At 61.8% G+C, this 26,428-nt stretch carries 22 protein-coding genes; 13 read left to right on the top strand and 9 right to left on the bottom strand.

Features of this window, described 5'->3' with window-relative positions; all coding sequences use genetic code 11:
- Positions 1-396: PAAR domain-containing protein (locus tag KZX66_RS04690; protein ID WP_248076905.1), on the bottom strand; the 396-nt coding region annotated here is incomplete at its 3' end.
- A gap of 459 nt (positions 397-855) precedes the next feature.
- On the opposite strand from KZX66_RS04690, the gene KZX66_RS04685 reads away from it, so the two are divergent.
- On the top strand, positions 856-1,437 hold the full coding sequence (locus tag KZX66_RS04685) for a YceI family protein (RefSeq protein ID WP_248076902.1): 582 nt from the start codon (positions 856-858) through the stop codon (positions 1,435-1,437).
- A gap of 1 nt (position 1,438) precedes the next feature.
- On the top strand, positions 1,439-2,596 hold the full coding sequence (locus tag KZX66_RS04680) for a phosphatidylserine/phosphatidylglycerophosphate/cardiolipin synthase family protein (RefSeq protein ID WP_248076901.1): 1,158 nt from the start codon (positions 1,439-1,441) through the stop codon (positions 2,594-2,596).
- Between the two features lie 18 nt (positions 2,597-2,614).
- Here the strand turns inward: KZX66_RS04680 and KZX66_RS04675 are convergent, their stop codons facing one another.
- Together KZX66_RS04675 and bglX are read right to left on the bottom strand one after the other, a co-directional pair.
- Entirely contained in the window at positions 2,615-5,656 is a 3,042-nt protein-coding gene (locus KZX66_RS04675) for an autotransporter domain-containing protein (RefSeq protein ID WP_248076900.1), read from the bottom strand.
- Positions 5,657-5,818: 162 nt separating this feature from the next.
- Positions 5,819-8,110 (bottom strand): beta-glucosidase BglX, encoded by a 2,292-nt coding sequence (gene bglX, locus KZX66_RS04670; RefSeq protein WP_248076899.1) that lies wholly within the window; start codon positions 8,108-8,110, stop codon positions 5,819-5,821.
- A gap of 244 nt (positions 8,111-8,354) precedes the next feature.
- Between bglX and KZX66_RS04665 the strand changes: the two genes are divergently transcribed.
- From KZX66_RS04665 to KZX66_RS04645, 4 genes are all read left to right on the top strand, one after another.
- Positions 8,355-8,966 carry a LemA family protein gene (locus KZX66_RS04665; RefSeq protein ID WP_094953058.1) on the top strand — a complete coding sequence of 204 codons (612 nt, stop codon included), beginning with the start codon at positions 8,355-8,357 and terminating at the stop codon, positions 8,964-8,966.
- An 18-nt stretch (positions 8,967-8,984) separates the two neighbouring features.
- Positions 8,985-9,713, top strand: a complete 729-nt coding sequence (locus KZX66_RS26355; RefSeq protein ID WP_282445818.1) for a TPM domain-containing protein — start codon at positions 8,985-8,987, stop codon at positions 9,711-9,713.
- Positions 9,714-9,744: 31 nt separating this feature from the next.
- Entirely contained in the window at positions 9,745-10,362 is a 618-nt protein-coding gene (locus tag KZX66_RS04650) for a TPM domain-containing protein (protein WP_248076898.1), read from the top strand.
- A gap of 145 nt (positions 10,363-10,507) precedes the next feature.
- Positions 10,508-11,725 carry an SAM-dependent methyltransferase gene (locus KZX66_RS04645; RefSeq protein ID WP_248076896.1) on the top strand — a complete coding sequence of 406 codons (1,218 nt, stop codon included), beginning with the start codon at positions 10,508-10,510 and terminating at the stop codon, positions 11,723-11,725.
- Between the two features lie 219 nt (positions 11,726-11,944).
- On the opposite strand, the gene KZX66_RS04640 is transcribed toward KZX66_RS04645, so the two are convergent.
- From KZX66_RS04640 to KZX66_RS04620, 5 genes are all read right to left on the bottom strand, one after another.
- Positions 11,945-12,844 (bottom strand): DMT family transporter, encoded by a 900-nt coding sequence (locus KZX66_RS04640; RefSeq protein WP_248076893.1) that lies wholly within the window; start codon positions 12,842-12,844, stop codon positions 11,945-11,947.
- Between the two features lie 98 nt (positions 12,845-12,942).
- Positions 12,943-15,501 (bottom strand): TonB-dependent receptor, encoded by a 2,559-nt coding sequence (locus tag KZX66_RS04635; RefSeq protein WP_248076891.1) that lies wholly within the window; start codon positions 15,499-15,501, stop codon positions 12,943-12,945.
- 128 nt (positions 15,502-15,629) lie between these two features.
- Positions 15,630-16,598 carry a FecR domain-containing protein gene (locus KZX66_RS04630; protein WP_248076888.1) on the bottom strand — a complete coding sequence of 323 codons (969 nt, stop codon included), beginning with the start codon at positions 16,596-16,598 and terminating at the stop codon, positions 15,630-15,632.
- On the bottom strand, positions 16,595-17,134 hold the full coding sequence (locus KZX66_RS04625) for a sigma-70 family RNA polymerase sigma factor (RefSeq protein ID WP_248076885.1): 540 nt from the start codon (positions 17,132-17,134) through the stop codon (positions 16,595-16,597). The genes KZX66_RS04630 and KZX66_RS04625 overlap by 4 nt, the downstream gene beginning before the upstream one ends.
- A gap of 142 nt (positions 17,135-17,276) precedes the next feature.
- Positions 17,277-18,293: a DUF4917 family protein gene (locus KZX66_RS04620; protein WP_248076883.1), complete on the bottom strand. Its 1,017-nt coding sequence runs from the start codon at positions 18,291-18,293 to the stop codon at positions 17,277-17,279.
- A gap of 125 nt (positions 18,294-18,418) precedes the next feature.
- On the opposite strand from KZX66_RS04620, the gene yiaY reads away from it, so the two are divergent.
- The 6 genes from yiaY (at position 18,419) to KZX66_RS04590 (ending at position 24,908) form a co-directional block, all read left to right on the top strand.
- Positions 18,419-19,567: an L-threonine dehydrogenase gene (yiaY, locus tag KZX66_RS04615; RefSeq protein WP_248076881.1), complete on the top strand. Its 1,149-nt coding sequence runs from the start codon at positions 18,419-18,421 to the stop codon at positions 19,565-19,567.
- Positions 19,568-19,658: 91 nt separating this feature from the next.
- Complete coding sequence (locus KZX66_RS04610) at positions 19,659-20,333, top strand: NAD(P)H-binding protein (RefSeq protein WP_248076879.1); 675 nt, start codon at positions 19,659-19,661, stop codon at positions 20,331-20,333.
- On the top strand, positions 20,333-21,286 hold the full coding sequence (locus KZX66_RS04605) for a LysR family transcriptional regulator (RefSeq protein ID WP_248076877.1): 954 nt from the start codon (positions 20,333-20,335) through the stop codon (positions 21,284-21,286). The genes KZX66_RS04610 and KZX66_RS04605 overlap by 1 nt, the downstream gene beginning before the upstream one ends.
- 102 nt (positions 21,287-21,388) lie before the next feature.
- Entirely contained in the window at positions 21,389-22,582 is a 1,194-nt protein-coding gene (locus KZX66_RS04600; protein ID WP_248076875.1) for a CaiB/BaiF CoA-transferase family protein, read from the top strand.
- Positions 22,579-23,520 carry a hydroxymethylglutaryl-CoA lyase gene (locus KZX66_RS04595; RefSeq protein WP_248076873.1) on the top strand — a complete coding sequence of 314 codons (942 nt, stop codon included), beginning with the start codon at positions 22,579-22,581 and terminating at the stop codon, positions 23,518-23,520. Before KZX66_RS04600 ends, KZX66_RS04595 begins: the two co-directional genes overlap by 4 nt.
- Before the next feature lie 59 nt (positions 23,521-23,579).
- Positions 23,580-24,908: an MFS transporter gene (locus KZX66_RS04590; protein WP_248076871.1), complete on the top strand. Its 1,329-nt coding sequence runs from the start codon at positions 23,580-23,582 to the stop codon at positions 24,906-24,908.
- A 7-nt stretch (positions 24,909-24,915) separates the two neighbouring features.
- On the opposite strand, the gene KZX66_RS04585 is transcribed toward KZX66_RS04590, so the two are convergent.
- Positions 24,916-25,401, bottom strand: coding sequence for a DMT family transporter (locus KZX66_RS04585; protein ID WP_248076868.1), 486 nt, complete (start codon positions 25,399-25,401; stop codon positions 24,916-24,918).
- 77 nt (positions 25,402-25,478) lie between these two features.
- Between KZX66_RS04585 and KZX66_RS04580 the strand changes: the two genes are divergently transcribed.
- Positions 25,479-26,381: a LysR family transcriptional regulator gene (locus KZX66_RS04580; RefSeq protein ID WP_248076865.1), complete on the top strand. Its 903-nt coding sequence runs from the start codon at positions 25,479-25,481 to the stop codon at positions 26,379-26,381.
- Positions 26,382-26,428: the final 47 nt, after the last annotated feature.

The raw sequence follows: 26,428 nt of genomic DNA, 5'->3' as shown, positions 1-26,428 counted from the left end.
TGAAGGCGCCAACGTGTGAGAAGGGGCATAGGTAGATTGTTGCGGTGTGTCGGGGCGGCCGGTCAGCGTCGAAGATGCCGGTTCAACGGCGCGCCTGGTTGCTGGCGCTTCATAACCTTCGTTGCTGTAAGTCGCGGTGTATACCGAGGGAATGAATTTGGCCCGGCAGGGGCAACTACTGAAGCTGTCCAGCGTGCCGGCCATACGTCTGCCATGGCTTTCAATAGGCGAGATACCACCGAGTATTTTATAAATGCCTTTATGCTTCCCACATGTAACTTGGTCACCTTCGCAAGCATGTAGGAGACCGTATATGTTCACTCTTGGATCACCATCCAGAACTGTTCCGCCGCACGTGGTTTTGTCGCCAAGTCCGATGTAATAACCTTCACGCATTAGTGCTCTCCAAATTCTTATGATGAAGTTACTTAAACGGGATGAGTACGGCGCGCGCGTTAGTACCCTGAAGCTGTGATTGCCAAAAGTACAGTCGGATATTTCCTTTAAAGTCTTAGGAAGATTCTGATGACATTCCATAAATAGCGTCTGCCTGCACTACTTAACAGTCGCTTTGCATTTTTCTCGGCGCGCTCGCAGTGCACAATGACCGGCAACATCTGCCCGGAATACACATGGCGTTGGCTTGTCCACTGTATGGAAAGTCAAATGTGCGATCGGGTTGGGGGCAGGCGGAAAAACGGGAGCTGTGAGGGAAACGTGGCAGCTGATGGGGACGCTTCGCGCCCTGGCGCAAGCAAGCTTGCCCGCCACAGTAAATCCGCTTCCCTATTTGGATTTGCGCCGTTCGTGACATGCGCTTAAGGTTCGTGCAGGTTTTTTGCCACACGAGTGTTTATGTTCAACGTCAGACCCCTGGCCTTCGCCCTGCTGGCCGCAATCGCCATCCCCGCCCACGCCGACTGGTATCTGGATAACGAATCCTCGCGCCTGTCGTTCGTCACCACCAAAAACACCGAGATCGCCGAAGTGCAGCGCTTTCTGGTACTGCACGGCAAGGTCGACGCGAAGGGCGCCGCGCAGTTGGAAGTGGAGCTGGAGTCGGTCAACAGCGGCATCCCGCTGCGCGACGAGCGTATGCGCAATCAGTTGTTTGAGATCAAGACCTTCCCTGAAGCGCTGATCAGCGCGCAGATCAACCTGCAGCCGATCAATGACCTGGCGCCCGGCGCACAGTTGGAATTGCGCCTGCCGCTTTCAGTGACCTTGCATGGCAAGAGCCAGACCTACAGTGCAGAGCTGTTGGCCACGCGCCTGGATGACCGGCGTTTCCAAGTGGTAACCCTGGAACCATTGGTGTTGCACGCCGAGGATTTCGACCTGGCGCCGGGGGTGGCGGCGTTGCGCCAGGCGGCGGGGCTCAAGTCGATCAGTTTGTCGGTGCCGGTGGGTGCGGTGCTGATTTTTACGGCGCGCTGACGTGAGTGGCGCGGTGTTCCCGTGGCGCAGCGCCAACCGTTTCGAGTTGCTGATCGACGGCCCGTGTTTTTTTCCGCAGATGCTGGTGGGCATCGCGCGCGCCGAACGCCAGGTCGATCTTGAGCTGTATCTGGTGGAAGCCGGAGCGTGTGCCGAGGCGATGGTGCAGGCCCTGGTGCTGGCTGCCGAGCGTGGCGTGCAGGTGCGCTGCCTGTTCGATGACTACGGCAGCCTGGCCTTTACCCTCGGGTTGCGCAAGCGCTTGACCGACGCCGGCGTGCAACTGCGTTTCTACAATCGCCTGAGTTGGCGACGCTGGATGCGTAACCTGTATCGCGACCATCGCAAGCTGCTGCTGATTGACCAGAACCTCGCCGTGGTCGGTGGCACCGGCGTCACCGATGAATTCTGGACACCAGGGCAAGACACCGCCGACTGGCATGAAGTGATGGTGCAGATGAGCGGCCCGCTGGTGCTGGACTGGCAAGCGCTGTTCGACCGCCAGTGGCACGCCAACGCGGCGCGCCGGGAGTGGAAGCCGGCCACCCACTTCGGTCTGCCGCGCCTGCCCAAGTTGCCGGCCACCGGGCCAGGGATGGGGCGGGTGGCGTATGCCGACGCCCGTCAACACCGCGACATTCTGCAATCGCTGATCCGCGCACTTAACAACAGCAAGCAACGTATCTGGCTGGCCACCCCGTATTTCCTGCCCACCTGGGGCGTGCGCCGGGCGTTGCGCCGGGCGGCCGGGCGTGGGGTGGATGTGCGTTTGCTGCTCACCGGCCCGCGCACCGATCACCCGTCGGTGCGTTATGCCGGGCACCGTTATTACCCACGGTTGCTGCGCGCGGGTGTGCAGATCTTCGAGTACCAGCCGTGTTTCCTGCACCTGAAAATGGTGCTGGTGGATGATTGGGTGAGCATCGGCTCGTGCAATTTCGATCACTGGAACCTGCGTTTCAACCTGGAAGCCAACCTGGAGGCGTTGGACCCGGCGTTGACTCAGGCCGTGGCGGGCAGTTTCGAGCGGGACTTTGCGCAAAGCCAGGGGGTAAGCCTGGAGGCATGGAAAGCGCGACCGTTGTGGCGCCGGGTCAAACAGCGGGTGTGGGGCTGGATTGATCGGTTGGTGGTCAACCTGTTGGACAGGCGGGGGTAGGGCACCCCCGCCGATGCTTTAAAACTGCAACGTGTACTGTGCGGTGAGGCTTTGGTCGCGCGTGCGCTCGCCCCGCTGCTGAGTGAAGCTCAGGTCGATTGCACTGTCGCGGTTCAGGCGCGCGGTGGCGCCCAGTTCCATGCGGGTGCTGAGGCGATCCAGCGGTGCGCCGCTGACATTCATCACTCCTGCGCCATCCCACGCCGCTTGGGTCGAGGGATGCAGATCGCCGCTGGCATGGGTGTAGGCCAGGCCGCCACGCACGCTCAGCCACGACGGTCCGACCTGGGCCTTGCCCAAGTCGAGGTTGAGCCGCACACCGCCGGTGGCCAGGTTGACGCTTTCTTTCGAGCCTTTGCCGCGCAGCGCCGCCATACCGCCGCGTTCTTTGTAACCGTTGCTGCGCTGCTGCACGTTGGCCAGTTGCACATAGGGCTGCCAATCCCAGAAGTCATGGCTGAACCTGTAGTTGGCTTCGGCAAACGTCTGTACGGTGCGGCTTGTGTACTTGCCGGACAGGCGCTCCTCCAGCCCGGGAAAGCTGACGCGGCGCTTGGTCTGGACGTCGTGGTACGCGTAGGCGATGCCACCATAGAGGCCGAACGCGTCCCAGGTGTGGCCGGCGTGCAGGCCCAACTGGTAGGTGTCGACATCGGCCTTGCCGCGAGGCCCGGCTTTCACTTGGCTGCTGCCGCTGCCGGCCACCACGCCCAGGCGCGTGCCTTGTTCCAGTTGATGATCGAAACCGACCAGCAGGCCCGTGCCGCTGTGGGACGTGCGTGCGTTGCCGTTATCGCCCCCCAACTGGCCGGATTGACGAGGCAGCTGCACCCAGGCGCCACGGTTAGCGGCCTCCGGTTCGGCGGCGCGGCTGTCTTGCGCGAGGCGTTGACGCTCAAGTACCGCCTGGCGCAGCACACGGCTGTTTTCGATCAATACTGCCTGGGTGCTGGCATGCAGTTCGCCGCTCAACTGGTCCAGGGCCGACGGCGCCTGCTCGGGGAACAAGGCGGTCAGGCGTTGCAGCAACGGGCTGGGCAGGTTTTGCGCGTCGGCGGCATGGGCGACGGCACGCTGGTTGGCCGTTTCCGCCGCCGACACCAGCGAGCGGCCACGGCCGAATTCCACCAGCAAGGTGTTGGCTTCTTTGACTTGGGACACGCTGAGGAACGGCGAAAACTCGCGGCGGTCAATCGCGGCAAACTCGCCGCTGATGGCGGCATTGGCCTGCAGGATGCTGTAGCGCTGACCCAGGTAATAGCGGTCGGGTTGCGCGCTGAGGTACAGCGTGCCGCCGTTGATCAAAGCCTTCTGGCTGACCTGCAGCCTGGCCGGAGCTGCCTGGTTTTCCAAACCGGTCATCAAGGTGGCGCCGGATGCCTGCTGGTAATCACCCGCGACAGCCAGGGCGCCATTGAGGCGCAGGACGCCGCCGTCAAGTGTGACGTCGCCCGTGAGGTGGTTGGTGCCGTCCAGTTCCAGAATGCCTTCTTTGAGCGTGGCCCCGGCAAAACTGTTATTCCCGCTCAGGCGCAGCCAGCCGATACCGGTTTTCTCCAGGCGTCCGGGGCCGCTGATGTCGTTGCGCCAGTCATCCCAGGCACCACCTTGCCAGACGATGGCGCCGCCGGCGGGACGGTCCATGTTGACCGCCGTGTCGACCCGCAGTTGGCCGGGACCGTCGATGGCCTTTTTCAGGTTCATCAGGCCCCAGCCGTAGACGTCATCCACGCCCGGCGCGCCGAGGTCGGTGGCGGTGGTCAGCAGCACGTCGCGAATTTGCGGGTTGGTGAGGTAGGGGAAGCGTTCCATCAGCAACGCCAGCCCACCGGTGACGTGGGGGGCGGCCATGGAGGTGCCCGTAGCGATCCCGTACCCGAGTTCGGGGTTGTCGCCCGTCACGGCGAACCCGTCGACATTGTTGTCTTTGTCGTAGTGGTTTTCGGTGTTTACCGAGCCCGTGACGACCGAAGAGTTGATCTCAGTCCCGGGAGCCGCAAGGCACCAGTTTTTGCTGAAGCCGCAACGGTAGGAAACGTCACTCAAATTCAGCGCCTGGTTCACGTTGACGACGCTCAGCCAGTAAGGTTCAAGCTCGGCGACGGCACGTGGCAGGCTGGGATGAATGCCGGGAATATTCGCCGTTTCGGGGGACTCGTTTGCCGCGTTACCTGCCGACCACACTTGGAGAATGCCGTACTTGATGGTCGCGTCGGCGATGGCTTTCAACTCTCGAAAAGAGTCGATTTCGTCCAGCAGGTTGTCCAGTTCTGTTTCATTCCTGGGTGAAAGCGCAATCCCCCAACTATGGTTGACGACGCGTACATTCTGCCTGTGCAGTTCGGCGTAGGTCATGTCGACCGCCTCTGGCGTCGGCGATGGCGCTCGCAGGGTGTCCGTCAGTTCAGCCGGTCCTCCCAGGTAGGTATTACTGAATTTATTCACGGCGCTTAAATTGGCCCCGTAGGCCACACCATGGACCCCGTTACCGTCGCGGTTGGCGAGTGCGATACCGCTGACATGCGTGCCGTGCAGCGCGTAGCTAGCCCCTACAGTTTCGAGGTAGGCGTCAAGTTGTTCGCGGGTGAGGTCGCCCTCGGCAATGAGTTCCTCCAGGGCGAGCAGGGCTTCTGGCGGCAGAGAGTCGACCAGATTCACCGCCGCCCGATCACCTTCGGAGTAGAAGCAGCCGCCAGCCAGCACCGTGCTGCCCAGGCAGCCGGGATCGGCCAGGCGCACGCCATTATTGGGCTTTCCCGCAAACTCGCTATGACGCAGGTCGGTTCCGGAGTCATACACCCCCAGGCGTACACCCGAGCCGCTTAACCCTCTGGCATAGGCGTATTCGGCACCTACGGCTCCGAGCCCCCAGTTACTTTTGAATTCTTCGCTGCGCCAACTGGCTGCATCGTGCAGCCGGCCTTGTTCCAGGTAATTTGCGGCGTCAACGGGCGTACCCGAGAGGCCGCCAAGGACACACAGGGCGATAGCATTTCGTTTGAACGTTGAGTGATCGAGCCGTTTTCGGGTTGCCGCTCGGGCGTTTTTCGTGGGCGACATAGTCCACACACCTGCACATGAAATTGGGCGGACAGGGTGTGTGATGGGGCCGGGGGCTTGATGTAGGACTTGGCTTGTAGGCGTGAGTGAAAATTAACTTACCGCTGACATGAGCGGTCGAGTACGGCGCCCCCTCTTCAATCAAAGAGGGGGCGGCACGGTTTACAACAACTCGAACGTCTGCTGCTGCACATCCTGGGAGTCGAGCCCGATCTGCACATTGAACTCACCCGGTTCCGCCGCGAACTTGAGCTGGGTGTTGTAAAACTTCAAGTCGTCCTCAGTGATGGTGAAGTGCAGGGTGCGCTCTTCGCCGGCCTTGAGCATGACCTTCTGGAAGTTCTTCAGCTCCTTGATCGGGCGGATCATCGAGCCGGCTACGTCCTGAATGTACAGCTGCACCACGGTTTCGCCGTCCACCTTGCCGGTGTTCTGCACGGTGACGCTGGCGTCGAGCTTGCCGGTCTTGTTCAGGGTGGTGGACGACAGCGCCATGTCGGACAGGCTGAACGTGGTGTAGCTCAGGCCATAGCCGAACGGGAACAGCGGCCCGGTGGTGTCATCGAAGTACTGCGAGGTGTAGTTGCCCGGCTTGCCAGGGGTGAACGGCCGGCCGATGGTCAGGTGGTTGTAGTAGGTCGGAATCTGCCCCACCGAACGTGGGAAGGTGATCGGCAGTTTGCCCGATGGGTTGTAGTCACCGAACAGCACGTCGGCAATGGCGTTGCCGCCTTCGGTGCCGGCGAACCAGGTTTCCAGGATGGCGTCGGCCTGTTGGCTCTCTTCCAGGATCGACAGCGGCCGGCCGTTCATCAGCACCAGCACCAACGGTTTGCCGGTGGCTTTCAGGGCCTTGATCAGGTCGCGCTGGCTTTGCGGGATATTCAGGTCGGTACGGCTTGACGACTCGTGAGACATGCCACGGGACTCGCCCACGGCGGCAACCACCACATCGGCATCCTTGGCGGCCTTGACCGCTTCGTCGATCATTTCCTGCGGCGCGCGTTTGTCATCCACCACTTCCGGGGCATCGAAGTTGAGGAAGTTGAGGTAGTCGACCACTGCCTTGTCATTGGTGATGTTGGCGCCACGGGCGTAGATGATCTTGCCTTTCTCGCCGATCACCGCATTCAAGCCGTCCAGCAGGGTCACCGATTGCTCGGGTTTACCGGCGGCGGCCCAACTGCCCATCATGTCGATCGGCGCCTTGGCCAGCGGGCCGACCAGGGCGATGGTCGCGGATTTCTTCAGTGGCAGGATGTCGTTTTGGTTTTTCAGCAGTACCAGGCTGCGGCGCGCGATATCGCGGGCATCGGCGCGGTGAAGGCGGCTGTCGGCGTAAGTGTCGGCCGGGTCATCCTCGGCCTTGCCGATACGCAGGTACGGGTCTTTGAACAGGCCCATGTCGTACTTGGCGCCGAGCACTTCGCGCACGGCGTTGTCGATGTCGCTCTGCTCGATCTCACCGGACTTGAGCAGCCCCGGCAGTTCTTTGCCGTACAGCGAGTCGTTCATGCTCATGTCGATGCCGGCCTTGATCGCCAGCTTGGCGGCTTCACGCCCGTCCTTGGCCACGCCGTGCTTGATCAGCTCGAAGATCGCGCCGTGGTCGCTGACGGTCAGGCCCTTGAAGCCCCAGTCCTTGCGCAGCAGGTCGTTCATCAGCCAGGTGTTGGCGGTGGCGGGCACGCCGTTGATCGAGTTGAGCGCCACCATCACGCCACCGGAGCCAGCCTTGATCGCCGCGTGGTACGGCGGCAGGTAGTCCTGGTACATCTTGACCGGGCTCATGTCGACCACGTTGTAGTCGCGACCGCCTTCCACCGCGCCGTACAGGGCGAAGTGCTTGACGCTGGCCATGATGCTGTCGGCGTTGGCGGGGCTGGCGCCCTGGAAAGCCTTGACCATCACCTCGGCAATGCGCGAGACCAGGTAGGTGTCTTCGCCGAAACCTTCGGAGGTGCGGCCCCAGCGTGGGTCACGGGAGATGTCGACCATGGGGGCAAAGGTGATGTCGAGGCTGTCGGCGGCGGCTTCCTTGGCGGCGATGCGCCCGGAGCGGCCGATGGCTTCCATGTCCCAGCTGGAGGCCAGGGCCAGGCTGATCGGGAAAATGGTGCGGTGGCCGTGGATCACGTCGTAGGCGAAGAACATCGGGATCTTCAAGCGGCTGCGCATGGCCGCGTCCTGCATCGGACGGTTTTCCGGGCGGGTGATGGAGTTGAACGTGCCACCGATGCGCCCGGCGGCGATTTCCTTGCGGATCAGCTCGCGGGGCATTTCGGGGCCGATGCTGATCAGGCGCAATTGGCCGATCTTCTCATCGAGGGTCATCTGCTTGAGCAGGTCGCTGACGAAGGCGTCCTTGTCTTTAAGCGCAGCAGGCTTTGTTTCTGCCCACACGGGGTGACTGGCCAGAGTGGCAACAAGGCCGAGCAAACACAGCTTTTTCATGAATATCCTTTTTCGGCCTACTGCACAGCGAACAGGCGCTGTTCTGCCAAAATGTGGGGAAGATATGTTGTTGTTCGAGTGTTATTGCAGAAAATGCACCACACTTCTGAACTCTTATTTGCGCTGGGCATCTTTTTAGCTGAATGATTCGATGCAATCCAGTCATGGGCGCCGATTATGCCCCAAGCGCGCGGTTTATAGGGTCAGTCATCACATTCCATCAAGATTGGGCAGGAGAAACACCATGCAAGCAGCACAAGGTTACCGCTGGGGCTTGAAAGCCGCGGCGTTGCTACTGATCAGCAGCGTGCTGAGCGGTTGCGGCATCAACACCATTCCGACCCTGGATGAACAGGCCAAAGCTGCCTGGGGCCAGGTGCAGAATCAATACCAACGCCGTGCCGACCTGATCCCTAATCTGGTGGAAGTGGTCAAAGGGTATGCCGCCCATGAACAAGACACCCTCACCGCCGTGATCGAAGCGCGGGCCAAGGCCACGTCGATCCAAGTGGATGCCAGCACCCTCGACAACCCCGAGAAACTCAAACAGTTTCAGCAGGCCCAGGACGGTTTGAGTGGTGCGCTGAGCCGCTTGATGGTGGTGTCCGAGCGCTACCCGGACCTCAAGGCCAACCAGAACTTCCTGGCCCTGCAGTCGCAACTGGAAGGCACCGAAAACCGCATCGCGGTGGCCCGTCGCGATTTCATCCAGGCGGTGCAGGCCTACAACACCGAGATCCGCACTTTCCCCGGCCGTCTGTGGCACAGCGTGATGTACAGCGACTTGCCGATCCGCGCCACGTTTGAAGCCACCAGTGCCGATGCCGATAAAGCGCCGCAAGTGAAGTTCAAATAAGGCTTTCCTGAGGTGTCGATGCGTTTATTACGGATAGGCCTGGCGCTGTGGCTGCTGGCTTGCGTCGGCGCGGCCCAGGCGGCGTTGACCTTCCCGGCGCTGACCGGGCGGGTGGTGGATAACGCCCAAATGCTCGACCCCGCCACGCGCCAGCAACTGACCCAGCAGTTGCAGGCGCTGGAGCAAACCTCGGGTGACCAGATCGTGGTGGTCACCGTGCCCGACCTGCAAGGCGTGCCAATTGAGGACTTCGGTTATCAACTGGGCCGCCATTGGGGCATCGGCCAGAAGGGCAAGGACAACGGCGCGCTGTTGATTGTTGCCCGCGATGAGCGCACGTTGCGCATCGAGGTCGGCTATGGCCTGGAAGGTGTGCTCACGGATGCGCAATCCTGGGTGATCATCAACCAGGTGATCGCGCCAAAATTCAAGACCGGCAACTTCAGCCAGGGCATCAGCGACGGTGTGGCCGCGATGATCCAGGTGGTGGGCGGTGAACCGCTGGCGGTGCCGGCCCATGTGGCGGATAGCAACTTCGCCAAGGATAATCCCGGCTTTTCCATCGGCCTGTTTATCCTGCTGATCGGCGTGTTGTGGCTGTGCAACCGCATGGGGCTGCCGGTGGGTGCGATCCTGCTGGCGATCCTCAGCAGCAGTGGCCGCGGCGGCGGGGGAGGCGGTGGCGGCGGTGGCTTTAGAGGCGGCGGTGGCGGTTTCGGCGGCGGCGGCGCGTCGGGTGGCTGGTGATGACAATAACTAGAAAAGAGCGTGTACAACCATGGCACTACTGACTGAACACGAGCAACGCCAGGTTGCCGAAGCCATCGCCCGCGTCGAGCAACAGACCGATGCCGAACTGGTGACGGTGCTGGCCGCGCGCGCCGACGATTACGCCTACATCCCGTTGTTGTGGGCCAGCCTGATCGCGTTGGTGGTGCCGGGCGTGGTGCATTACCTGTCGGGCTACCTGAGCATGTACACCCTGCTGTTGGCGCAATGGGCAACGTTCATTGTGCTGTGCCTGGTGTTTCGCCTGCCGGCGGTCACCACGCGCCTGATCCCGCGTTCGGTACGCCACTGGCGCGCCTCGAACCTGGCGCGTCGTCAGTTTCTGGAGCAGAACCTGCATCACACCGTGGGCAGCACCGGCGTGCTGATTTTCGTCTGTGAGGCCGAGCGGTATGTGGAGATTCTGGTGGATGAGGGTATTTCCAGGCACCTGGATGACAGCAGTTGGGATGCCATCGTCAAGGCGTTTACCCAGCAGGTGAAACAGGGACAGACATTGGCCGGGTTCATTGACTGCATCGAGGCGTGCGGCGAGTTGCTCAAGGTGCATGTGCCAGTGACGCAAGCGCGCAATGAACTGCCGAACCGCCTGATCGTCCTGGAATAGCCTGTAAACCATGTCCCCGGTGTGTGCCGGGGAAAGCCCTTTCGCACATTTAAGTCAGCGCTGACCGTTGATCAAATAACAGCGTGCCCTCGACCCCCATCCCCCCTAAAATGCCCGGCATTCTTTGCCCGAGGCGTTTTTGTTCATGTCCGTCACCGCTCAACCTGCCAGCCCTGCGCCGGATCACCACGCCCAGTTCGTCGAACTGCTGAACGCCAGCCTGGCGCAGAACGCCTTTATCAAGCTGGTGCTGGCCAAATACGTAGGGGCCGAGGCCGAGCTGCAACGGCTGATCATCAAACCGGTGACCGTCAAGGAGCAGCCGTGTCTGTCCTTCGTCTACCGCTACAAAACCCGCGACATCACCAAGAATCTGCCCCTGGTCGACGGTGTGTCGGTGATTGCCGAGCTGTTGCCGGCCTCGTTCAAGAATGCGCACCTGCTGTCGCTGACCGACGAAGCCCAGTTGGAGTACAGCAAGAAGAACAAAAGCTCGCTGTTCAAAAGCAAGCCGCAGCAGCTGCGTGAGGCGCCCTCGGCCGAACATAACCGCGAGAAAAATCGCTTCCTCGACTTGAGCCGACCGTTCCTCGCCGACCTGGGCGTGACCGACGCCAGGCAGGCGCTGATCCCGTCGATGTCGCGCAAATGGAAGCAGATCAACAAATTCATCGAAGTGTTCAGTCATGCGCTGACCTCCTCACCGTTGCAACTGGACCAACCGGTGCGCGTCGCTGACTTTGGCTCGGGCAAGGGCTACCTCACGTTCGCGATCCACGACTACCTGCGCAACACCCTCAAGGCCGAAGGTGAAGTCACCGGTGTTGAACTGCGCGAAGACATGGTGACCCTGTGCAACAACGCGGCCGCCCGCCTCGAACACCCGGGGCTGGTGTTCAAGTGCGGTGACGTGCGCAGTGTGGCCCCCAGCGAATTGGACGTGATGATTGCGCTGCACGCCTGCGATGTCGCCACGGACTATGCGATCCATACCGGCATCCGCTCCGGTGCGTCGATCATCATGTGCTCGCCGTGCTGCCACAAACAGATTCGCCTGCAGATCCAGAGCCCGGTGTTACTCAAACCGATGCTGCAATATGGCCTGCACCTGGGCCAGCAGGCCGAAATGGTCACCGACAGCCTGCGCGCGTTGTTCCTCGAAGCCTGTGGCTACGAGACCAAGGTGTTCGAGTTCATCTCGTTGGAACACACCAACAAGAACAAGATGATCCTGGCGGTCAAGCGCGCCGAGCCGGTGGACAATACGCAGTTGCTGGAAAAAATCCAGGCGCTGAAGGCGTTCTACCACATCAGCGAACACTGCCTGGAAACCCTGCTGCGCACGGACGGCTACCTGCGCTGAACGCATGCTGCGACGAGCACGCTTGCCTGTGGTGGGCTTGGCTTAAGTGTGGTGAGCTGGGCTTAGTGTGGTGAGCGGGCATGCCCCGCGCTGGGGCGCGAAGCGGCCCTGAAACCAGGCACTGCGGTTCATCTGGATAAGTGCGGTGACTGAATGGGGCCGCTTCGCAGCCCCGGCGCGGGGCATGCCCGCTCACCACAACAGGCCCCCAGTATCGATTTAAACCGTGCGCGCTTTGGCAACCGGCGACCCCTGCACCGCTGTCTTACGGCCCAGCATCACCGTCACGATCACCCCGCACGCAAACACCCACGTAATCGGCTCGATATGTTCACCAAAGAACATCGCTGAAAACGCGATGGTGAAAAAGATCTGCAACAGCTGAATCTGGCTGACCCGTGCAATGCCGCCCATGGCCAGCCCGGCGTACCAGGCAAAGAACCCCAGGAATTGTGAAAACAGCGACACATAACCGAACGCCCACCAGGTGCGCATCGAAATCGCGCCTTGATGCTGCGCCGCCAGGTACCACACCGGGCCGATCAACACCGGAGTCGACAGCACCAGCGCCCAACAGATCACCTGCCAGCCGCCCATCTCCCTGGCCAACCGGCCACCCTCGGCGTAGCCCAGGCCACCGACTGCAATTGCGCCGAGCATCAGCAAATCGCCGGCCTGGATACTGCCGGCGCCGGTGATCAAGGCATAACCCAACACCAACGCACTGCCCAAAGCCGCGCAGGCCCAGAAGGCTTTGGATGGCCGCTCATGGGACAGCCACGCCGCGTACAACGCCACGCACAGCGGTTGCAGGCCGTTGACCAGCGCGCCATGGGACGCCGGCAAGGTTTGCATGGCCCAGGCCGACAGCACCGGAAAGCCCAGAATCACCCCCGCGATCACCAGGCACAACCCGCGCACCTGGCGCCAGGTGGGCCAGCGCTCGCGGCGCCAGAGCAAGAGCGCCGCAGCCGGGACTGCCGCAAATAATGCGCGGCCCAGGCCATTGAGCAATGGGTGGATTTCCTGCACCACGATGCGGGTGAAGGGCAGGGTCAGGCTGAAGATGATGACGCCCAGCAGGCCGAGGGCCATGCCGGTATTTTCGCGCGAGCTCATGGGGCAACCGAAATTCAGAGGGCTTCAAGGGAAGCCCATCTAGCCACAGCCCCTCGCAATCGCAGGCCTACAGCTGGTTGCGGATTTATCCGTACAGTTCAGAAGAACCGTGTGACGCTGATCTTCGCGTCGCGGCCTTTGGTGTAGGCACGGTCGCCGCTCAACGCTGGGCGGAAGTTGTTGTTGAACAGGTTGTCCAGGGTGAAGTTGACCTCGGTGCCCTTGAGGTAAGCCTGCTGCGGTTTCCATTTGGCGAACAGGCCCTGGGTGTTGTAGCGCTTGTTGCCGTACTGGTCGTAGAACAAGTCGCCGACGCTGGAACCCGGGCCGCCGGAGTATTTATCGCTGGGCAGGCGGTCTGTCGCGCCGATGAACTGCCCCATCCAGCCCACCTGGGCGTCCCACGCCGGAATGTGGGTGCCCACCACCAGTACCCATTTGGTCGGCGGGATATCGCGCGCGGCCACATCCGGCCCCCAGGGGTTGGTGTACGCGCCTTCGTGCTGGCCTTTGGCGTAGGCGTAGGACACCGAGCCGAACAGGTAAGTGGAGTTATAAAGCGACTCGATTTCAAAGCCCTTGATGGTCAGGCTGCCGATGTTGCGGTAGTTGGACATCGCGCCCGGCGGGCAGGCCGTGGAGATCGTACCGCCGTTGACCGCCTGGTTCCGGCAGCCTACGCCGGTGGCCTTGAAGATTTCGTCTTCGACCTTGTTATGGAACAGCGTGGTGCGCAGTTGCAGGTTGTCGTCCCGCGCGATCAGGTTATCGAAGCTGGTGATGTTGCCCACGGTGATCGAGGTGATGCGCTCGGGATCCAGATCCACGCTGGTGGCGGTGCGGCTACCGGTGCCTTGCACTTCGTATTGCTCGTCGATCACCGGCGCGCGCCAGGTCTGGCTCCAGTTGGCGAACAACCCGACTTGCGGGGTCACGGTCCAGAACACGGCCACCCGTGGCGACCAGCCGGTGTAGGTGCGGTCGCTGTAATCGTGGCCGACCGCCGGATCGGGGTTGCTGTAGTACGGTGCATCGTTGGCTTGCCCACGGTTGCGCACATGGTCGTAGCGCAGCGATGGCGTAACCGTCACGTCGCCAAAGGTGACGGCATCCTGAATGAAGAAGCTGTTGGTATCGACCTTGCCGTGAGGCATGAAGCCCGGCTGGAAGTGCCCATAGTTGTAGCGCGCTGTGTCGTAAGTGCTGCCGGGCATCCACATCTCGGTTTCGCGCACGTGCTTGCGGATCTGCCCGCCGATCGTCACCGCGTGCTGCAAGGGCCCTGTGTCGAACAGGCTGAGGTTGCGCACGTCGAGGTTTTTGTCGGTGTAGGCCGTGTCCATCTTGCGTCCGCCGGTGGCCAGCTGGAAAAACGCCGTGGCGTCACGCTCGTCGGTCTGGTCGGTGTTGGACTGGGAATACTTGACGGTCAGGTCGACCAGCGGGTTATCCAGAGGCTGGTATTCATACTTGCCCGACCACGTGGTGTCGACGGTGTCGCGATGGGCCAAAAAACGCTTGAGCGCCCCTTCGTACCCGTAGCGGTTGATGTTGGCCTGGGTCGGTGGCGTGGGGTAACTCGCGGCCGAGAACGGCGTCCAGCGATTGCTGTGGGACTGGGAGTAGGAGAGGCCAACGGCGTGTTCATCGGTGATATGCGCGTTGATCTTGAACAGTTTGCCGTCCACATCCTGGGCGGTATTGGGCAGGCGCTGGGGGTTGATCGGGTACTGGTTGTTCTCGTTGGGCAGCTTGGCGGCCACTTTCATGTCGTCGCCGTCGCGTTTGGTCAGGTAAGCCAATGCATCGAAACGGCCATCGTCAGTACGGCCATACACCGCGCCGCTGTAGACCTGTTCGTGATCGTTGCTGGAGTAGCCGTATTTGACCATTGCACCGCTGTTGCGGCCTTCGGTGAGCAGGTCCGGGGCGTCCTTGGTGGTCATGTTGACGGTCCCGCCAAACCCACCATTGCCGGTGAACGGTGAGTTGGGGCCTTTCTCCACCTCGATGCTTTTGATCAGCTCGGGTTCGATGAATACGGTGCCTTGCTGATAGCGCTCAAAGCCGCTTTTGGTCGCGCCGTCGACGGTCAGCGGCACGTCTTCGGCATCGCCGAAACCGCGGATATTGATGGTCTGGCCACCCGGTTTGAGCGAGCCGCCCTGGCTTACGCCGGGCAAGGTTTGCAGCAGGCTGGGGATGTTATTGGCCTGATAGCGGTCGATATCGGCCTGGGTCAGGGTGGAGCGGTTGACCGTGCTGGAGTCGACTTCGTTACCGGTGCCGATCACGCTCAGGGCTTCAAGCTGGATTGCGCCGCTCTGGGTGGTTTTGGCCTCTTCGGGCTTTACCACGTAGGTGCTGCCTACCTTGATCAGGATGAACGCGCCATTTTTCAGCAGTGTGCGGATCGCCACTTCCGGGGTGAAGTCACCGCTCAGCGCCGGCGCCTTTACGCCCTTGAGCAACTCTTCATCGAACAACAGCTGGATTTTTGCCTGCTGCGCCACTTGGCTCAGGGACGTTGCCAATGGTTGCACCGGCAGTTGCAGCGTGAGCGATTCAGCCTGTGCACTGAGGCTGAAGGCCAGGCAGGTGGCGATGAGGGTTGGGCGAAGAAACAGGTGCGAAGCAGGGCAAGGCGCGCGAAACATGAAATCCCCCAGTGCGGCTATATAGCCAAAAAGGCGTGCGTATCAAACGCAGACCGGAGGAAGACGGGGCAGCTCAAAAAAACCACACATGCGAATGCAAAATATTCTCAAGTGTGTTCCGGGGCCGTTTATTTGTTCGGTTCAATCCGCACGCTGCCATCTGCCGAGGCCACGGTTTTTACCGGCAGCAGGGCGGGCAGGGCATTGAGCAGGGCGTCGGGGTCGTTGACATCAAGGTTGCCCGAGACCTTCAGGTGCGCCACCGCATTGCTGACTTGCAACGGCGCTTGAGGGCGGTACAGGCTCAGTTCGTCGATCAGGCTGACCAGTTCGCGGTTGCGAAACGACAAGTGCCCGCTGCGCCAGTCGGCGACCTCTTCATTCGTGAGGGTTTGTTGCTGCACGGTGCCCTTGGCGTAGTTGTAGCTGGCGAGTTGCCTGGCGCTCAGCAGGGTGGCGGGGGTTTTTGCGTCCGGTTCGAAGGCGACCTGGCCATGGGCAACGCTGACCACCAGCTGTTGCGGGCTGCGCCGCACGTCAAACCCGGTGCCGACCACGCGCACACTGGCCTCGCCGGCTTGCACGAACAGCGGCCGTTCCTTGTCGGCGGCCACTTCGATGTACAACTGGCCTGTGTCCAGATGCACGACGCGTTGGTGCGCGGTGAAATCCACGCGCAGGCGGGTGTTGGCGTTCACGTACAAGGTGCTGCCGTCCGGCAGAGCCAACGTGCGCATGCCCTTGGCAAGCGCCGCGACCTGGGTGTGATAACTCGCGCGTGGCGCGCCGATCTGGGTGGAGAGTACGGCGCACAACAAGGCCGCGGCCACGGCCAGGGTGGGGCGCCACAGCGAGACCTTGCGTGCAGGCAGCGCCACGGGTTTATTCAGTTGTTGGAGCTGGCCCAGGTCGGCCCACAGTTGTTCAAAGTCGGCATACGCCCGGGCATGCGCAGGCACCGCCTGCCAGGCGGCAAAGGCTTTGCGGTCGGCGCGGTTGGCGTCGTTACGGTTGCGGGCAAACCAACTGGCGGCTTGGGCATCGATGGCGTCGCTGTCGTCGATATCCAGGGCGTCGGTATCGCTCAGGCGGTTCATTCTGGCTGCTCCGTGCCGGGGTCATTTTGAAGGCGTCGCTTGCAATGCAGCAGGGCAAAAGCGATGTGCTTTTCCACCATGCTGGTTGAAATGCCCATGCGGTGCGCGATCTGCGCCTGGCTCAGGCCTTCGAAGCGGTGCAGCATAAGGGCTTCTCGCCTGCGCGGCGAGAGTTCGCAGAGGACTTCTTTCAACTGTTCCAGGCGTTGCAGGCGCTGAGCGGCGGCCAGGGGTTCGTTTTGCTCGTCGGTGACCGGCTCGGCGTCCGTGTCGGCCTGATCCGGGTGGACGCTTTGCCGTACCTTCTGTTTGCGCCAGTGGTCACGCAGCAGATTGCGCGCCATCTGGAACAGGAACGCCCGTGGCTGCTCGACCGCTGCCCGGTCGCGGTAGTCCAGCCATTGGGTGAAGACATCCTGGGTCATGTCCGCCGCATCGCTGGCGTTGTCCGTGCGTCTGCGCAGGAAATACAGAATATCCGTATAAAACCCGCGAAAGGCATCGGCCGACACGGGGTCGGGCTTGGGACGAGACATGGATATCCTTCTTGACGAAGCACGACGTAGAAAAGTCGTGAATGATATCGAGAACTATTGTCATTTGTCTCCATGTAACGCTTGTACGCAGATAAAAATGCGTGCGAGCAGCCCCCACATTTGCCCTTCTTTGTTCAGGCAATCAGCGTTCGACAGGCACCGACAACGCTGGATTACCCAACGTATGGGTGCGCGCCGCATAGAACCGCAACGCCACGCCCGTGCCGTCAAACAACTGCGAATAGCGCCGCTTCTGCTGACGAATAAACCCGTCGCTGCGCCCCGACACCGAGATCGCCAGGGTGCTCGGCCGGGCCTGGCGAATCGCATCCACCAGGTGTTTATCCTGCGGCCCCAAGTCATGGCCGAAGATGCACAGCGCGCCCTTATGGGTCAGCAGTTGCTCATAACAGAACGCCAGGTAATCCGAACTGCGGATGGTCTTGAGCTTCTCTTGCACGTGGCCTTCGCTGACGAACAGCGGCACATCGTCCAGGGTCTTGATCGTCTGGTTGATGGCAAAACTGCTGAGCAAGGTGCTGTCGGTGGATGGCAATTTGCGCGCGGTGCCATCGAGGTTGCGCACCAGATGCAGGCCGCCGTGCAAGTACAGGATGCGGGTGGCGTCGGTGTGGGTCTGGCACAGGTCGAAGCTGGCGTCGGCACTGTTGAACAGGTCGTCGATGCCAGGGGTATGCAGGATCGCCCAGTAATTGAGCAGGTCGTAATTGCTGGTGAACACGGTCGAGTAGTGCTTCAACTCGGCGTTGATCGTCGCCAGCGTCGACGGCTGCACCAGGCGCCATGGGATGTGCACGCTGTGGATGGTATTGATCAACGCTTCTTTGATCGCGTAGTAGCGATTGCGCGGTGCCGCCGAGCTGACCGCCAGGGCCTTGTTGACCCGGCTGGTGGTTTTCAGCGCGCCGAGTGCCTGCTCGAAGCTGCGGGTCTGCAGGGCATCGAACACGCTGAGTTCGGATTGGCTCAGGGGCTTTTCTTCCACGGTGCGTGCGTTTTCGAACAGCGAGTCGTAGGCAAAGTCTTCCCAAATCGTGCGGCTTGCGCCGTTGCCGATCAGAATCCCGCTGAAGTTGATGGCGCTGCGCAGTGCGCTCCAGTCTTCAAGGTGGGCGTCAATATCCTGGAAATCCTTCATTGTGGCGGGTCTACTCGAAATCGGCTGAACGCGGACTTTATCACGAGCCGGCGTTGATCCTGGTCAAGATGCCGCTGGCCAGTGAGGTCGATGCTGTAGGCATAAACGTTATCCGAGGATTCGCCATGAGCAGCACTTTCTTCATTCCCGCCGTCAACATCATGGGCACCGACTGCCTCGACGAAGCCATGAACGCCATTCGCAACTACGGGTTTCGCAAGGCGTTGATCGTTACCGATGCCGGCCTGGCGAAGGCGGGCGTGGCCAGGATGATCGCCGAGAAACTGGCGATGCAGGACATTGACTCCGTGATCTACGACGGCGCCAAGCCCAACCCCAATGTGGACAACGTCGAAAAAGGCTTGGCGCTGCTGCAGCAAAGTGCCTGTGATTTCGTGGTGTCCCTGGGTGGCGGTTCGCCCCATGACTGCGCCAAGGGCATTGCCTTGTGCGCCACCAATGGCGGGCATATCGGCGACTACGAAGGCGTCGACCAATCGACCAAGCCGCAACTGCCACTGGTGGCCATCAACACCACCGCCGGCACCGCCAGTGAGATGACCCGCTTCTGCATCATCACCGACGAAACCCGCCACGTAAAAATGGCCATCGTCGACCGCAACGTTACCCCGCTGCTGTCGGTCAACGACCCGTCACTGATGGTCGGCATGCCCAAGGGCCTCACCGCCGCCACCGGCATGGACGCCCTGACCCACGCCATCGAAGCCTACGTATCCACCGCTGCCACGCCGATCACCGACGCATGTGCCATCAAAGCCATCGAACTGATCAGCGCCAACCTGCGCCTGGCCGTGCGTGACGGCAGCGACAAAGCCGCGCGCGAAAACATGGCCTACGCGCAGTTCCTCGCAGGCATGGCCTTCAACAACGCGTCCCTGGGCTTCGTACACGCCATGGCCCACCAACTGGGCGGTTTCTACGACCTGCCCCACGGCGTGTGCAATGCGGTGCTGCTGCCCCATGTGCAAAGCTTCAACGCCAGCGTCAGCGCCAAACGCCTGAGCGACGTAGGCCGCGCATTGGGCGCCGACACCCAGGGCATCACCGATGAAGAAGGCGCCCAAGCCGCCATCGCCGCCATTCGCAGCCTGGCCAAAGACGTCGAAATCCCGGCCGGCCTGCGTGAACTGGGCGCCAAGTTGCAGGACATTCCGTTGCTGGCCACCAATGCGTTGAAGGACGCGTGTGGGCTGACCAACCCACGGCGGGCCGACCAGCGTCAGATTGAGGAGATCTTTCGCAGCGCGTTTTGATAGGGGCAGCCTCCAGCCGCACGCGTTAAGCTACAGGTTGAATGCGTTCAACTTGAGCATCAAGCGTGCGGCTTGCCGCTGAGGTCCCCTTATGAGAGTTCTGTTATTCGGCGCCACCGGCATGGTCGGCCAGGGTGTTCTGCGTGAATGCCTATTGGCCGCCGATGTCCAGGAAGTCGTCGCCGTTGGCCGTACGCCCTTGACCCAGGAACACGGCAAGTTGCACCAGGTGCTGCACAGCGACATGCTGGATTTCCATCCTCTGGAAAACCTGTTGCAAGGCTTTGATGCCTGCTTCTTCTGCCTCGGCGTGTCGTCGGCGGGCATGAACGAGGCCCGCTACACCCACCTCACCTACGACCTGACGTTAGTCGCTGCCAGCACCTTGGCGCGGCTCAACCCGCAGATGACGTTTATCTATGTGTCCGGCGCCGGCACCGACAGTTCCGAAGCGGGCAAGTCGATGTGGGCGCGGGTCAAGGGCAAGACCGAGAATGCGTTGTTGCGCTTGCCGTTCAAGGCGGTGTACCTGTTCCGGCCCGGGGTCATTCAGCCAGTGCACGGTGTGCGGTCAAAGACGCCGTTGTACCGGGGTTTTTATGCCGTATTCGGCCCGCTGTTGTCATTGCTGCGCGGGGTCAAACCGGGCTGGGTGGTGAGCACCGAGAGCGTTGGCCGCGCGATGTTGCAGGCGGTGCGTCAAGGCGCGCCGCAGGCGGTGGTGGAGCAGGCCGAGATCAACCGCCTGGCCGGCGGGGGGCACTGATGTTGCACAAGAGCCTGGTGCGCCGCCTTGACCTGATCACTCTGCAGCTGTTTGTCGCCGTGTTCGAAGAGGGCACGCTGACTCGCGCCGCCGCCCGCGAGGCCATTGCGGTGTCGGCCGCCAGCAAGCGTCTGATGGAGCTGGAACACGTGCTGGGCGTGAGCCTTTTCGTGCGTCGCGCCAAGGGCATGGACCTGACGGCAGCCGGCGAAACCCTGTTGCACCACGCCCGGCAGATGCTGTTCAACGTCGAAAAAATGGGCCTGGAGTTGGGCGAACACAGCCACGGCGTGCGCGGCTATGTGCGGATGCTGGCCAATCTGTCGGCAATCATTCAGTTCCTGCCCGAAGACCTGCGCGACTTCAGCGAACGGCACCCCGAAATCAAAACCGACCTTGAAGAGCGTCCCAGTACCGGCGTGGTGCAAGGCGTGCTGGACGGGCTGGCGGACCTGGGCATCTGCTCGTGCGACACCGACACCAAAGGCTTGCCCAGCGTGACCTACCGTCTCGACAAACTGGTGGTGCTGATGCCCGCCGATCATCCGCTGGCCGCGCGTGACAGCCTGGCATTCAGTGAAACCCTGGGCAGCGATTACGTGGGCCTGCACGCCGCCAGCTCGATCAATATGCGCACCCATGCCGCTGCACGCGAGGCCGGCGAGATGCTGCGCCTGCGCATCCATGTGCCGGGTTTCGATGCGATGTGCCGCATGGTCCAGGCCAATATGGGCATCGGTATCCTGCCGCAAAAAGCCTATGAGTTATTCGGCCGTGCGCTCGGTTTGCACGCGGTGCCGTTGACCGACGCCTGGTCGGAACGGCGCTTGATCCTGGTGGCGCGTGACGAGGCGCAGTTGTCGCCGGTGAGTCGATTGCTGTTTGACTACCTGAGCCTCTCAACGCCTTCCCTGGAACAGGCTGACAGCCCTTTCCTACGGAAGATTCGCTGAGCGTTCGCGTTTGGCGAACGAACCTTGCCCACTGACGGTTGGATTTCTTCTGCCGCACTCCTCTAGCCTTGGTCCACATTCCAAGAATAAGAGGTACACCCCATGACGGCTCCGTTGAGCGGGATCAAGGTGATCGAGATCGGCACCCTGATTGCCGCACCGTTCGCCGCGCGGCTGATGGCCGAGTTTGGTGCCGAGGTGATCAAGATCGAGTCCCTTGGCCAGGGCGACCCGCTTCGCAAATGGCGAAAGCTGCACGAAGGCACATCGCTGTGGTGGTACCTGCAATCGCGCAACAAGCAGTCCCTGGCGCTGGACCTTAAGTCCAGCGAAGGCCTGGACCTGATCAAACAACTGCTCGGCGACGCCGACGTCCTCATCGAAAACCTGCGCCCCGGCGGTCTGGAGAAACTCGGCCTGGGCTGGGAGGTGCTGCATGCCCTTAACCCCAAACTGACCCTCGTGCGCATCTCCGGTTACGGCCAGACCGGCCCTTACCGCGACCGTCCAGGCTTCGGGGCGATCGGCGAGGCCATGGGCGGTATCCGTTACACCACCGGTAACCCGGATTCGCCACCGGCGCGGGTGGGGGTGAGCCTCGGTGATTCGTTGGCCTCCTTGCATGGCGTCATCGGCGCACTGATGTCGCTGCTGCGGGTCAAGACCGGCCAGGGCGATGGGCAGATTGTCGACGTGTCCCTGGCCGAAAGCGTGTTCAATCTGATGGAAAGCCTGGTGCCGGAATACGACATGCTCGGCCACGTGCGTGAGCGCAGCGGTGGTGCGCTGCCCGGCATTGCGCCGTCCAATACCTACCTGACCGCCGATGGCGCCTATGTGGTGATTGCCGGCAACAGCGACCCCATCTACAAGCGCCTGATGACCACCATCGGCCGCGTCGACCTGGCCGAGGCGCCCGAGTTTGCCCACAACGATGGTCGTGCGGCGCAGAGTGGCGTACTCGATGCGGCGATCACCCACTGGACCAGCAGCCGGCCTATCGAGCAGGTGCTCAGCGCACTGGAAGCCGCCGAAGTGCCGGCCGGACGTATCTACTCGGTGGCGGACATCGTCAGCGACCCGCACTACCAGGCACGTGACATGTTGCTCAATGCCGAGTTGCCCGGCGGTGTGTCGGTGAAGATGCCGGGCATTGTGCCCAAGCTCTCCGAGACCCCCGGCGCGGTGAACTGGTCAGGCCCGGCGTTGGGGCAGCACACCGACGGCATCCTTGGCAGCCTGGGCCTCAGCGCTGCCGATATTCAACGTCTTAAAACCCGCGGAGTGGTGCAATGATTCAGGACTATGGTGACCCGCTGATCGTGCAGGAAGTCTCGCCGCGCGATGGCCTGCAAATCGAACCGACCTGGGTCGAAACGGCCGACAAGATCGCGCTGATCGACCAACTGTCCCTTGCAGGGTTTTCGCGGATCGAGGCCGGCTCTTTCGTCTCGCCCAAGGCCATCCCGGCGTTGCGCGACGGCGAGCAGGTGTTCCAGGGTATCGAGCGCAGCGCCTCGGTGATTTACGTGGCGCTGATTCCCAACCTCAAGGGCGCCCAGCGCGCCATCAAGGCCCGCGCCGATGAGCTGAACCTGGTGATGTCGGCCAGCCAGACCCATAACCTGGCCAATATGCGCATGCGCTGCGAAGCCTCGCTGGCGGCGTTTGCCGATGTCGTCAGCTTTGCCGCCGACTATCCGGTGCGCCTCAACGGCAGCATCGCCACCACCTTTGGCTGCCCGTTCGAAGGCAGGATCGACGAAGACCGCGTGCTGCAGATCGTGCGGGCTTATCGTGAGCTGGGCATCCAGGGCATCACCCTGGCGGACACCACTGGCATGGCCAACCCGCGCCAGGTGTCGCGCCTGGTCGGACGCGTGTTGCAAGAGGTCCCCGCGGGCGACCTGACCCTGCATTTCCACAACACCCGCGGTTTGGGATTGTGCAATGTGCTGGCCGCTTATGAGGCCGGCGCCCGACGGTTTGACGCGGCGCTTGGTGGCCTGGGTGGCTGCCCGTTTGCGCCGGGGGCGTCGGGCAATATCTGTACCGAAGACTTGGTCAACCTGTGTGAGGAAGTGGGGATTCACACCGGCATCGACCTGCCACACCTGCTGACACTGTCCCGTCGTTTACCCGCCTTGTTGGGGCATGAGTTGCCCGGCCAGGTGGTCAAGTCCGGGCGTAACAGTGACCTGCATCCACCACCGGCGTACATCGCCACGCTGTAACGCCGCACCACACAACAAAAACAACCGGACGCCTGAGAGCAGTCCGCTGGAGAACAACAATGAGCACTAATACGTTAGAGGCCGGCGCGCGCCCGGCAGGTACAGACGATGCCATCAAAGCCGTGGTTAAAAAGGTCGCCTGGCACCTGATGCCGCTGATCATGGTGTGCTATCTGTTCGCCTTCTTCGACCGAATCAACATCAGCTTCGCCAAGTTTCAGCTGCAAGCCGACCTTGGCTTGAGCAATACCGCTTACGGTCTGGGGGCGGGCCTGTTCGTGGTGGGGTACGTGCTTTTTGAAGTGCCGAGCAACATGATGCTGTACAAGGTCGGCGCGCGGCGCTGGATTGCACGGATCATGGTGTCATGGGGGCTTGCGACCGCCGCCATGGTGTTCGTCACGACGGAATGGCAATTCTACGCGCTGCGCTTTTTGATCGGTGCCATGGAGGCCGGTTTTGCTCCGGGCGTGCTGTATTACCTGACGCTATGGTTTCCCCAGGATTTCCGCGGGCGGATTACCTCGATGCTGTTCCTCGCGTCAGCATTCGCGGGGCTGGTGGGCGCGCCGTTTTCCGGGTTGGTGCTGGAGCACTTGGACGGCGCCCTGCAAATGCGCGGTTGGCATTGGTTGTTCCTGCTCGGCGGTTTGCCGTGCATTGCGCTGGCGTGGATGGTGCTGACGCAATTCAAGGATCGCATCGAAGATGCGCCCTGGCTGAGCCCCGAAGAAAAAACCTTGTTGGCCAGCCGCATCGCGGTGCATGAGGTGCACAAAAAAGGCTCGTTGCTCCAGGCCTTGCGCATTCCGGGCTTCCTGATGCTGGGCCTGATCTACTTCCTGATCCAGGTGGCGTCCTACGGCCTCAATTTCTGGGCGCCGCAATTGATCCGCAGCACGGGCATCGAAAGCCCGGTGGTGATTGGTTTGTTGACGGCCATCCCTTACATCTGCGGCGCCATCACCATGATCGTGGTGGGGCGATGGTCTGACGCGACGGGCGAGCGACGCAAATTCGTCAGTGGGTTGGTGGCGCTGGGCGCGATAGGCTTCTTCTGCGCCGGGATTTTTGATAACCACACCACCTTCCTGATCATTGCGCTGGGCTTCCTGGGCGCCGGTATCATCGCGTCGATCCCGACGTTCTGGACCTTGCCGCCCAAACTGCTGGCAGGTGCCGGAGCCGGTGCGGCGGGCGGGATTGCGTTGATCAACACCCTGGGGCAATTGGGCGGTATCGTCAGCCCGGTGATGGTGGGGCGTATCAAGGACATGACCGGCAGCACCACCCCTGCACTCTATGCCATCGGCGTGTTCGCATTGATTGCCGCTGCGCTGCTGATGTGGGGGCTGCCGCAGAAGATGCGTACCTCCGACAAGCGCTGACGGAGTTTCACGCAGCGGCCAGGGCTTTGGCCGGCGCGCTGCTGAACTGAATCAACGCCACACCGCTGATCAACAGCAACGCCCCGAGCACACGGGGCGTTGTCAGTTGACGCTCAAGCAGGCCGAACAGGCCGAAGTGATCGAGCAGCAGCGAGGCCAGCATCTGCCCGGCCAGGGCCAGGGCGATAAACCCCGACGCGCCCAGCGCTGGCAGCAGCATCAGCGCCAATGAAATAAAGCACACGCCAAATGCACCGCCGGCCCACATCCACAACGGTGCCTGGCTGATGAACGTCAGGCTCGGAAAGGGCAGGCGCAGGGCGATTATCACCGGTAGCAACAGGATAATGCTCACCAGCAGCGACGCCAGGGTGGCCCACAAAGGGTGGCCGAGCCCGCGCCCGAGGTTGGCGTTGATGGCACTTTGAAACGGCACCACGGCCCCGGCAATCACCGCCAGCGTCAACACTCCTGCCCAATGCCACGTTGTCATGTCGAATCTCCCAGAGGTTTTGCTGGACTCTAGGTTATTCGTCGCGCAAATTTAAATTCCAAATAGTTATGCCGGCCATGCAGCTTATGAATGATCTTCGCCGTGTCGACCTTAACCTGTTGGTGATCCTCGACGCTTTGCTCTGCGAGCAACACGTCACCCGCGCCGCCGAGCGCTTGCATCTGAGCCAGCCCGCAGTCAGCCACGCCTTGGCGCGCTTGCGCGACTTGCTGGGTGATCCGTTGCTGGTGCGCCAGGGCGGCACATTGGTCCCCACCGCTCGCGCTCTCGAGTTGACCGCACCGCTGACTGAAGCCCTGGCCCAGGTGCAGGCGCTGCTGGCGCCTAACCGTTTTGAGCCGGCCTCGGCCAAACGTCGCTTTCGTGTGGCGATGTCGGACTACAGTGCGGCGATTTTCTTGCCCGAATTGGTCCGCATGCTACGCCTTGAAGCGCCGGGCATCGATTTGCAGATTATTCAGGCCAGCCGCGAAGGCATGGTGGACGGCGTGCTCAATGGCGACCTCGACCTGGCGGCGGGTGTGTTCCCTGACATGCCCGCGCAACTGCGCACGACGCCGTTATTCGAAGAGCACTACACCTGCCTGGTGGACCGCAACAGCCTGCCAGAAAACGCCACCCTTGATCTGCCCACCTACCTGTCGCGACCCCATGTGCTGTTGGAGATGCGTGGCAGCGGAACCCCGGAAATCGAACGGGCGTTGACCCTCATTCGTGAGCGGCGGCATGTGGCGATCAGCCTGCCGCACTGGGGCGTGGCGCCGCAGTTGATCGAGGGCACGGACCTGATCCTGACCGTATCGTCGCGAGGGCTGTTGCATATCGATCCGCCATTGTTGGCCGTGCCGCCGCCGTTTCATATTCCCTCGTTTGCGTTCGAGCTGGCCTGGCATGCGCGGCGGGGAGGCGATTCGGGGCTGCAGTGGTTGATCGGGCGCGTGCAGGGTGTGTTGGCGTAGACCTTGGTACGGGCAATCAGCGTGGTCGTTTTTAACGGCGAGAACAT

It is taken from the genome of Pseudomonas sp. EYE_354 (assembly GCF_023148575.1).
Taxonomy (GTDB): domain Bacteria; phylum Pseudomonadota; class Gammaproteobacteria; order Pseudomonadales; family Pseudomonadaceae; genus Aquipseudomonas.
Note: the sequence above shows the minus strand (reverse complement) of the source record. Positions and strands in the feature narration are given on the sequence as shown.

What these genes read in the sequence shown, in the direction of transcription:
- KZX66_RS04685 (WP_248076902.1), top strand. Translation starts at nt 856, where the DNA reads ATGTTCAACGTCAGACCCCTGGCCTTCGCCCTGCTGGCCGCAATCGCC.
- KZX66_RS04675 (WP_248076900.1), bottom strand. Translation starts at nt 5,656, where the DNA reads ATGTCGCCCACGAAAAACGCCCGAGCGGCAACCCGAAAACGGCTCGAT.
- bglX (WP_248076899.1), bottom strand. Translation starts at nt 8,110, where the DNA reads ATGAAAAAGCTGTGTTTGCTCGGCCTTGTTGCCACTCTGGCCAGTCAC.
- KZX66_RS04665 (WP_094953058.1), top strand. Translation starts at nt 8,355, where the DNA reads ATGCAAGCAGCACAAGGTTACCGCTGGGGCTTGAAAGCCGCGGCGTTG.
- KZX66_RS26355 (WP_282445818.1), top strand. Translation starts at nt 8,985, where the DNA reads ATGCGTTTATTACGGATAGGCCTGGCGCTGTGGCTGCTGGCTTGCGTC.
- KZX66_RS04650 (WP_248076898.1), top strand. Translation starts at nt 9,745, where the DNA reads ATGGCACTACTGACTGAACACGAGCAACGCCAGGTTGCCGAAGCCATC.
- KZX66_RS04645 (WP_248076896.1), top strand. Translation starts at nt 10,508, where the DNA reads ATGTCCGTCACCGCTCAACCTGCCAGCCCTGCGCCGGATCACCACGCC.
- KZX66_RS04640 (WP_248076893.1), bottom strand. Translation starts at nt 12,844, where the DNA reads ATGAGCTCGCGCGAAAATACCGGCATGGCCCTCGGCCTGCTGGGCGTC.
- KZX66_RS04635 (WP_248076891.1), bottom strand. Translation starts at nt 15,501, where the DNA reads ATGTTTCGCGCGCCTTGCCCTGCTTCGCACCTGTTTCTTCGCCCAACC.
- KZX66_RS04630 (WP_248076888.1), bottom strand. Translation starts at nt 16,598, where the DNA reads ATGAACCGCCTGAGCGATACCGACGCCCTGGATATCGACGACAGCGAC.
- KZX66_RS04625 (WP_248076885.1), bottom strand. Translation starts at nt 17,134, where the DNA reads ATGTCTCGTCCCAAGCCCGACCCCGTGTCGGCCGATGCCTTTCGCGGG.
- KZX66_RS04620 (WP_248076883.1), bottom strand. Translation starts at nt 18,293, where the DNA reads ATGAAGGATTTCCAGGATATTGACGCCCACCTTGAAGACTGGAGCGCA.
- yiaY (WP_248076881.1), top strand. Translation starts at nt 18,419, where the DNA reads ATGAGCAGCACTTTCTTCATTCCCGCCGTCAACATCATGGGCACCGAC.
- KZX66_RS04610 (WP_248076879.1), top strand. Translation starts at nt 19,659, where the DNA reads ATGAGAGTTCTGTTATTCGGCGCCACCGGCATGGTCGGCCAGGGTGTT.
- KZX66_RS04605 (WP_248076877.1), top strand. Translation starts at nt 20,333, where the DNA reads ATGTTGCACAAGAGCCTGGTGCGCCGCCTTGACCTGATCACTCTGCAG.
- KZX66_RS04600 (WP_248076875.1), top strand. Translation starts at nt 21,389, where the DNA reads ATGACGGCTCCGTTGAGCGGGATCAAGGTGATCGAGATCGGCACCCTG.
- KZX66_RS04595 (WP_248076873.1), top strand. Translation starts at nt 22,579, where the DNA reads ATGATTCAGGACTATGGTGACCCGCTGATCGTGCAGGAAGTCTCGCCG.
- KZX66_RS04590 (WP_248076871.1), top strand. Translation starts at nt 23,580, where the DNA reads ATGAGCACTAATACGTTAGAGGCCGGCGCGCGCCCGGCAGGTACAGAC.
- KZX66_RS04585 (WP_248076868.1), bottom strand. Translation starts at nt 25,401, where the DNA reads ATGACAACGTGGCATTGGGCAGGAGTGTTGACGCTGGCGGTGATTGCC.
- KZX66_RS04580 (WP_248076865.1), top strand. Translation starts at nt 25,479, where the DNA reads ATGCAGCTTATGAATGATCTTCGCCGTGTCGACCTTAACCTGTTGGTG.